The organism is Psychroserpens mesophilus (genome assembly GCF_050617655.1).
Classification (GTDB): Bacteria; Bacteroidota; Bacteroidia; order Flavobacteriales; family Flavobacteriaceae; genus Psychroserpens; species Psychroserpens mesophilus_A.
Map to the genome: position 1 here is coordinate 1 of NZ_JBODQC010000477.1, position 239 is coordinate 239.

General features: G+C 70.3%; 1 protein-coding gene. It reads right to left on the reverse strand.

The genetic code is table 11. The features are described from left to right. Positions 1–239 (reverse strand): thiamine phosphate synthase (locus ACRHNM_RS18065; protein WP_431138010.1); only part of this gene is annotated, 239 nt, incomplete at both ends.

Here is a 239-nt window from a genome sequence, read left to right on the forward strand (position 1 = left end):
CATGGCAGGACGCGGCCACCAGCTGGCCTTCGGGCAGTGGACGCTGCGACAGCTCCAGCAGCTGTTCGCTGCCCAGGTGCACCCCCACGCCCAATGCGCGTGCCAGCTCGATATCGCGGTTGAGCAACCACTGCACCCCGCTGCGACGATGCGCGCGCACGACCTGTTCGACCATCGCCTGGCGCTGCGGATGCGCCATCGGCAACCGCAGCTGGATGCGCTGCTGGCCCGCCGCCACC